The organism is Apilactobacillus pseudapinorum (assembly GCF_040369555.1).
Classification (GTDB): domain Bacteria; phylum Bacillota; class Bacilli; order Lactobacillales; family Lactobacillaceae; genus Apilactobacillus.
Window position 1 is genome coordinate 1 of the sequence record NZ_BAABVU010000027.1, and the last position, 222, is coordinate 222.

The window sequence follows — 222 nt, forward strand, 5'->3', positions numbered from 1 at the left end:
GTTCCCTTCGGGGACAGAATGACAGGTGGTGCATGGTTGTCGTCAGCTCGTGTCGTGAGATGTTGGGTTAAGTCCCGCAACGAGCGCAACCCTTATTATTAGTTGCCAGCATTTAGTTGGGCACTCTAGTGAGACTGCCGGTGATAAACCGGAGGAAGGTGGGGATGACGTCAAATCATCATGCCCCTTATGAGCTGGGCTACACACGTGCTACAATGGATG

The 222-nt window shown here is 52.3% G+C and carries 1 rRNA gene; it reads left to right on the forward strand.

The annotated features are described in order from the left end of the window. Nucleotides 1–222, forward strand: a 16S ribosomal RNA gene (locus ABWU86_RS05880); the annotation flags it as partial.